Annotated in this window: 8 protein-coding genes; 2 read left to right on the plus strand and 6 right to left on the minus strand. The window is 67.7% G+C overall.

From position 1 onward, the window contains the following. Nucleotides 1-19 precede the first annotated feature (19 nt). The 6 genes from mmpH to ACRDUX_RS17075 form a co-directional block, all read right to left on the minus strand. On the minus strand, nt 20-1,099 hold the full coding sequence (gene mmpH / locus ACRDUX_RS17050) for an MMP endo-(1,4)-3-O-methyl-alpha-D-mannosidase (RefSeq protein ID WP_526415200.1): 1,080 nt from the start codon (nt 1,097-1,099) through the stop codon (nt 20-22). A 4-nt stretch (nt 1,100-1,103) separates the two neighbouring features. Beyond that, a complete protein-coding gene (locus ACRDUX_RS17055; RefSeq protein ID WP_526415201.1) occupies nt 1,104-1,820 on the minus strand; it encodes a class I SAM-dependent methyltransferase in 717 nt (238 codons plus the stop codon). Next, nucleotides 1,814-3,049 carry an MMP alpha-(1->4)-mannosyltransferase gene (manT, locus tag ACRDUX_RS17060; protein WP_526415202.1) on the minus strand — a complete coding sequence of 412 codons (1,236 nt, stop codon included), beginning with the start codon at nt 3,047-3,049 and terminating at the stop codon, nt 1,814-1,816. The genes ACRDUX_RS17055 and manT overlap by 7 nt, the downstream gene beginning before the upstream one ends. A 170-nt stretch (nt 3,050-3,219) precedes the next feature. After that, nucleotides 3,220-3,675: a PPOX class F420-dependent oxidoreductase gene (locus ACRDUX_RS17065; protein ID WP_526415203.1), complete on the minus strand. Its 456-nt coding sequence runs from the start codon at nt 3,673-3,675 to the stop codon at nt 3,220-3,222. Nucleotides 3,676-3,684: 9 nt separating this feature from the next. Then, on the minus strand, nt 3,685-4,002 hold the full coding sequence (locus tag ACRDUX_RS17070) for a hypothetical protein (protein ID WP_526415204.1): 318 nt from the start codon (nt 4,000-4,002) through the stop codon (nt 3,685-3,687). A gap of 7 nt (nt 4,003-4,009) precedes the next feature. Continuing rightward, nucleotides 4,010-4,543: a hypothetical protein gene (locus ACRDUX_RS17075; protein WP_526415205.1), complete on the minus strand. Its 534-nt coding sequence runs from the start codon at nt 4,541-4,543 to the stop codon at nt 4,010-4,012. A 60-nt stretch (nt 4,544-4,603) separates the two neighbouring features. On the opposite strand from ACRDUX_RS17075, the gene ACRDUX_RS17080 reads away from it, so the two are divergent. Further along, nucleotides 4,604-4,816, plus strand: a complete 213-nt coding sequence (locus ACRDUX_RS17080) for a TOBE domain-containing protein (protein WP_526415206.1) — start codon at nt 4,604-4,606, stop codon at nt 4,814-4,816. A 74-nt stretch (nt 4,817-4,890) separates the two neighbouring features. Continuing rightward, nucleotides 4,891-6,285 (plus strand): acyl-CoA dehydrogenase family protein, encoded by a 1,395-nt coding sequence (locus ACRDUX_RS17085; RefSeq protein ID WP_526415207.1) that lies wholly within the window; start codon nt 4,891-4,893, stop codon nt 6,283-6,285. Nucleotides 6,286-6,315: the final 30 nt, after the last annotated feature.

A 6,315-nucleotide genomic window follows, 5' to 3' on the forward strand; every position in this document is an offset into this window, starting at 1 on the left:
CGCCAGGCGAGGCGCTCGGCTAGGACGGTCTGCGGCCGGATGCCGCGCAGGCGCAATCGAAGTCGCCCGCGAGGCCCCGCGGAAGATCGTCGCCGCGGAAGATCCCGCTGGCGCGCGTGGTCACCGACAGCGCGTCCGCGGCCAGGATCATCGCCGCACCGGTCCACGTGGTGCGTTCCACCGGCCATCGCTTGCCATCGGAGAACACCAGGCCCGTCCAGTAGGAGCCGTCCGTCTCACGGAGGTGCTGCATGGCCCCGAATTGCTCACGGGCCCTTGTGGAGTCGCCAATCGCGTCGAGCGCCATCACCAGCTCACACGTCTCTGCCCCGGTCACCCATGGCCGGTGGTCGACGCAGCGGATGCCGAGTCCTGGTACGACGAAACGGTCCCACCGCGCGTCGATGCGCGCCTTGGCGGCATCCCCGCGCATGGCGCCGCCCAGCACCGGGTAGTACCACTCCATCGCGTGGTCGTCCTTGAGGTTGAACGACTCGGGGTGCTCGGTGATCGCGTGGCCGAGACTGCCCACCGCCACCTCCCACTCCGGTTGCGACTCCCCGATGTAATTGGCCAGAGCCAGTGCGCACCGAATACTGTGGTAGATGCTCGCGCAGCCAGTCAGCAGCGCTTCCGGCAGAATCTCCGATTCACTTCTGGCCCAGGCAATCTCGCCCCCGTCGAACTGCAGGGTGAGCACGAAGTCGATGGCTCTGCTCACGACCGGCCACATGGTCTCGGCGAAACCGCGGTCACCGGTGATCAGTACGTGGTGCCACACCCCGGTGGCGACGTACGCGCAGAAGTTGCTGTCACTGTTGGCGTCCTCGAGCACGCCGTTGCGCATCTGGATCGGAAACGAACCGTCCGCGCGCTGAACGCTGCGGCACCAGTCGAAGGCCCCGCGGGCCTGCTCCCACAGTCCCGCGACGGTCAAGGCCATGGCGTTCTCGACGTGGTCCCACGGATCGGTGTGGCCGCCGTCGAACCACGGCAGCGCCCCGGAGGACTCCTGCGTCGCCGCGATCGACACCGCCGTCTGCCGACATTCTTCTGGCGTCAGAACACCTGGCACACCAGGAATCTCGTGACGCCGCATCGATTCAGGCCGCCGGCTTCTGGAAGTAGAGGGCGACGCTCTTGCCGATCAGCGGGTTGAGCAGCGACTCCGCACTTCGGGTCAGCCACGGCCGGGACATCATGTCCCACACCAGCATCTTGTGATACGCCGTGACGGCGGGATGGCTGGTCTTGTCAACGCCCACAGCGCATTTCAGCCACCAGAACGGTGAGTGCAGCGCGTGCGCGTGATGGCGGTGATCGAACCGCATACCCCGTGCCGCGATCTTGTCATGCAGTTCGTCGGCCCGGTAGATGCGGATGTGACCGCCCTCGTTGGCGTGGTACTCGTCCGACAGGACCCAGCAGACCTTCTCCGGTAGCCAACGCGGCACCGTGACGGCCAGCCGCCCACCCGGCTTGAGCACCCGGACCAGCTCGTCGATCGCGGCCTCGTCCTGCGGAACGTGTTCCAGGATCTCCGAGGCGATCACGAAGTCGAAGGTGCCGTCGCCGTAGGGAAGGTCGAGCGCGTCACCCTTGACCGCCTGGCCCGTGGCCGAAGCGGGCGCCTCGCCCTGCTGCTGCATGGCCTGCAGGATCGCGTCGACGTTGTTGAGCTCTTCGACGTCCTGATCGAACGCGACGACGTCGGCGCCTCGCCGGAAGGCCTCGAAGGAGTGCCTGCCGGCACCGCAGCCAACGTCGATGAGGCTGCTGCCCGGACTCACGCCCAGACGGTCGAAGTCGACGGTCAGCATTCCGCGGCTCGCTTCATCGCTCGTTCGTACACCGAAACCGTCTGAGCGGCAACGGATTCCCAGCTGAAGACGTCCACGGCCCGCTTACGCCCGTTGGCGCCGAGCCTGCGCAGCTCCAGCGGAGAGTCAAGCAGTTCGCCGAGCACCCTCGTCAGGTCGTCGACGTCGCCGGGGCGGACCAGCCTGGCGCATACGTCGTCGTCGCCGACCACCTCGGGCAGGGCACCCGCCCGGCTCGCGACGATCGGCGTGCCGCTGGCCATCGCCTCGACGGCGGGCAGCGAGAATCCCTCGTAGAGCGAAGGAATGCAGGCAACCTCGGCCGAGGCCAGCAGGTCGGCCAGCTCGTTGTCGGTGATCCCGCTCGAACTGTGCACGATGTCGGAGATGCCGAGCTCGGCGATCAGCTTCTCCGTCGGCCCGTTCGGCTCCAGCTTCGAGACGAGCTGCACGTCCAGGTCGCGCTCGACGCGCAACCGGGCGACCGCGTGCAGCAGGTGGCTGACGCCCTTCAGTGGAACGTCGGCACTGGCGATCGCGATGATCCGGTTGCGCACCCGGTTCTCGCTGGGCCGGAACAGCTCCGTGTTGACGCCGAGGGGCACCACGTGCAGCTGATCGGGCGAGACGGCGAAGTCCTCGGCGATGTCAGCTGCGGAGGACGACGACACCGTCAACAGCTCCGGAATGCGACGGGCCACTTGCTTCTGCATCTCCGCGAAGCCATACCACCTGCGCACCAACGGCTTTCGCCACCACTTTGCGGCGGCCACGTCGACAACGCGGTCGCGGGTGATCGGATGGTGCACCGTCGCCACGACCGGCAACCCGAGCTTGGCGATCGCCAGCAGGCCGTCACCGAGGCTCTGGTTGTCGTGCACCACGTCGAACTCATCGCGGCGATCGGCCAGGATCCTGGCCACGCGCAGGCAGAACGTCTTCGGCTCGGGGAAGGCCGCCGTCCACGTCGACAGGAGTTCGAGTAGGTCGATGCGGTCGTGGATCTCGCTGGGCCGCGGAATGCGGAACGGATCGGGTTCGCGGTAGAGGTCGAGGCTCGGCACCTTGGTCAGGCGTACCCGGGGGTCGAGACCACCCGGATAGGGCTGACCCGAGAAGACCTCGACGTCGTGGCCAAGTTCGACGAGACCGCGACTCAGATGGCGGACGTAGACGCCCTGCCCACCACAATGCGTCTTGCTTCGGTACGAGAGCAGGGCAATTCGCATCTATTTCACCGCGGCCAGAGTCGGGATGTGCGCTCTGGACATGTGTCCAGACTATAGTTTGACTGGCTATCCGACGCAACGCGACCGAACTGTGCTGCCTTCGCGCGAGCGGCTCATCCGCCCTCTCTGACTACCACAGACGCCGTGCCGATGTCCCTCGTTGCCCTTCGCTAGCTCGGCGGAAAGCCACCCGTCGCGACCGGGCCCCAGCGCACCGGCGTGACCCTGATCAGGCACTTGCCCTGATCGACCATCGCTTGCCGGTACTCGTCCCAGTCGGAGTGCTCGCCTGCGATCGCGCGGAAGTAGTCGACCAGCGGCTCGACCGCATCGGGCAGTCCGATGACCTCCGCAGCACCGTCAACCTGGACGTACGGACCATTGAACTCGTCGGAGAGAACGGTCACGCTGGCGCGCGGATCGCGGCGTATGTTGGCCGCCTTGGCCCGCTGCGGATAGCTCGCGATCACGATCCGGCCGGCGTCGTCCACGCCTGCGGTGACCGGGGAGCTCTGTAGCGAGCCGTCGGAACGGAAGGTGGTCAGCACCATCTGGTGCCTCGGTCGGACGAAGTCCAGGAGGGTCGGGAGATCGACGGCGTCGGCGGTGGCGAGTTTTCGGGCCATCCCCCAACCCTACGACCGGCGATCGGGCTTGCGCTTGAGCGTCCACGAGGGGATCCAGTGCGTGACGGGCCTGCGGGCGGGGCCGTAGGCGATGTCATAGGTCACCAGCCCCCACCAGAAGCCCTGCTCGCACAGGCCCCAGCAGCTGAGCAGCCCCTCGACGATCGAGTGCATCTGCAAGCCTGCCGGGTTGTACCCACCGGACCGATGCGGTTCGCGCGGGAAGACCGCCGCGAGGTCGACCAGGACGGCCACCGGTGGGTCGACGCGGCGGAAGGCCTGCTGCACCGGCTGACCGTGGTAGCCGATCGACTTGAGCTCTCCCACCGATCGATCATATGTTCGATTGCGGTCCCGGCAGCCGGTACCGAGGAAGCACCAACGCGAACGGCCTGCCGAACCCGAGACCGGCCAACCGCGCGGCCCGGACGGCACTCTTGGACACCGACCGCACCTCGCCGGACGACGGCTCGTAGCAGCGCAGTGTTTCCGCCTCGACCTCGACGATCAGCACCCAGTGCCGCGGGATGGCGTTCCCGACGAGCATGGCGACCGGCCAACGCGCGCTCACTGCGCGCTCGACGTCGGCGAGTGCGTCACGACGGCGCAGGAGACGCCAGCCGTACCGCACGCCGTACCCGGCACTGTGCGCAGTGATCGTCCTGGCCATGCCCCATGGCGTCGTGCCGAGCGCGCGCGGCCAGATCCGGTTGGCTGCGGCGTGAACCCTGTCCTGCTCGGCGTCGAACCAGGCCGGGTCGGTCAGACCGGCGTAGCCGGGATCGAGAAGCGCGCCAGCCACCACGGCGACGGCAGGCCCGCAGGACACCCCGTCACGCTGCCTGAGGTGCAGGGTCGCGAGCTTCACTCGAGCCAGGCTAGGCCGATCCGGACCGGCGGGAAGGCGATCCGCCTTAGTCTGACGAGCATGCGACTCTCCACCCGAAACCAGCTCACCGGAACCATCACCGAGGTCAACCTCGGCGCGGTGATGGCCACCGTCAAGGTCAAGCTCGACGGTGGCGACCAGACCGTCACGTCGTCGATCACGAAGGACGCGGCCGAGGATCTCGGGCTGACGGTGGGGATGCCTGCCACGGTGTTCATCAAGTCGACCGAGGTTGCCATCGGCGTCGAGTAGGACCGGCGCTGGGGCGATTCCCGCGCCGCGCGAGCGGGTATCAGTGAACACATGTCTACTGAACCCGCGGCGACATGAGCTTCGATCTCACCCCGACGATCGCCCAGCACGACCTCGCGCGGCGGACGCACGAGTTCGCCGCGGAGGTGGTCCGCCCGGTCGCCAGGGAGTACGACAAGCGCCAGGAATTTCCGTGGCCCGTGCTCGAGGAAGCGGCCCGGCGCGGGTTCTACAGTCCGCTCTTCTACCGCGACCTCATCGGTGACCCGACTGGGCTCTCCCTTCCCATGTTCATGGAGGAGCTCTTCTGGGGCTGCGCGGGGATCGGTCTCGCGACCGTGATGCCCGCGCTCGCCCTTTCGGCGATCGGCCAGGCCGCGACGCCGGAACAGATGCTCGAATGGGCGCCGGAGTGCTTCGGGACGCCTGGCGATCTCAAGCTGGCCGCGCTGGCGATCTCCGAGCCCGAGGGCGGCAGCGACGTGCGGAACCTGCGAACGACCGCCAAGCGAGACGGTTCGGGAAGGGACGCGGACTGGATCATCGACGGGCACAAGATGTGGATCGGGAACGGCGGCATCGCCAACGTCCACGTCGTGAACGCCGTCGTCGACCAGGAACTGGGCCACCGCGGGCAGGCCCTGTTCATCGTCCCTGGCGGCACGCCGGGTCTGCAGATGGTGCGCAAGCTCGACAAGCTCGGCTGCCGCGCATCGCACACCGCCGAGTTGAAGTTCTCTCGCGTGCGGGTTCCCTGCGGCAACCTGCTCGGCGGTCAGGACAAGTTGGACCACAAGCTGGCCAAGGCGCGCGAGGTGGTCGAAGGCGCGAAGCGCTCGGACTCGGCGACGCTGGGCACCTTCGAGCAGACGCGACCGATGGTTGCCGCTCAGGCGCTCGGAATCGCAAGGGCCGCACTGGAATACGCCACTGAGTACGCCAACCGGCGGGAGGCCTTCGGCGGCCCGATCATCGGCAATCAGGGCATCGCCTTCCCGTTGGCGGACCTGGCCACCAAGATCGACGCGGCACGGCTGCTCACCTGGCGGGCGTCATGGATGGCCGCCACGGGCGTGCCGTTCCACCGCGGCGAGGGCTCGATGTGCAAGCTGATGGCCAGCGAGACCGCCGTCGAGACCACCGAGCGCGCGATCCAGACGATGGGCGGCTGGGGTTACATCACCGACCACCCGGTCGAGAAGTGGTACCGAGACGCCAAGCTGTACACCATCTTCGAGGGCACCAGCGAGATTCAGCGGATCGTCATCTCCCACGCGCTCGGCGCGGCCGACGGTGCGCCGCCGATGCACGTCGACCTCGAACCGACCGGCGGCCCGTTCAACGCGATGTTCGGCAGGGGCACTCCCGCCAGGACGCGGGTCGCCGACCGTGCGATGTCGTTGCGCGACCGCGTTCCGCGCCCTGTGGTGCAGCTCGCGATGAAAGTGCTTCGCCCACCGCGGAAGTGAGGCTTGAAACGAGTAGGGCCCCCTCCGTTC

The sequence above is a fragment of the Mycobacterium sp. genome, assembly GCF_050701675.1.
GTDB lineage: Bacteria > Actinomycetota > Actinomycetes > Mycobacteriales > Mycobacteriaceae > Mycobacterium.